Source organism: Polaromonas sp. P1_G1 (genome assembly GCF_056405595.1).
Map to the genome: position 1 here is coordinate 1 of NZ_JBFUBU010000175.1, position 472 is coordinate 472.

Genomic DNA, 472 nt, shown 5'->3' on the forward strand with positions numbered 1-472 from the left:
GGATACCGGAGACGGGATTCATCGCTCAGGGCGCTGTTGTGGGTCCGATGGGCCGAACCGTCACCGACGTGGCTCACCTTCTCTCTACGATGGCGGGGCCGGATGCCTATGCACCGTTGGGGATTCGTGAGAATCCCGCTGTGTTCACCGAAAGCCTCGCACGGGATCTGAAGGGCTCTCGGATCGCATGGGTCGGTGACTGGAACGGTTACCTGGCAACCGAACCTGGAGTTCTCGAGTTGTGCGAATCCTCGTTCGAGGTCTTCGAACAGTTGGGGTGCCGCGTCGAGGCAGCACTTCCCGACTTCAAMCCCGAGGACATCTGGCAACTGTTCCTGCGATGGCGTTGGTGGGCGCAGCTCGGTTTGATCGATCAGTACAACGATCCGAGCTTGCGTGAGTTGATGAAGCCCGAACTGTTGTGGGAACTCGAGCATGCGGTCACCCTCTCGGCACTCGACGTGACCAAGGC

At 60.1% G+C, this 472-nt stretch carries 1 pseudogene; it reads left to right on the top strand.

The window, feature by feature from the left end:
• Positions 1-68: 68 nt before the first annotated feature.
• Positions 69-472, top strand: a pseudogene (locus AC1D1Y_RS26350) (amidase); the annotation flags it as partial.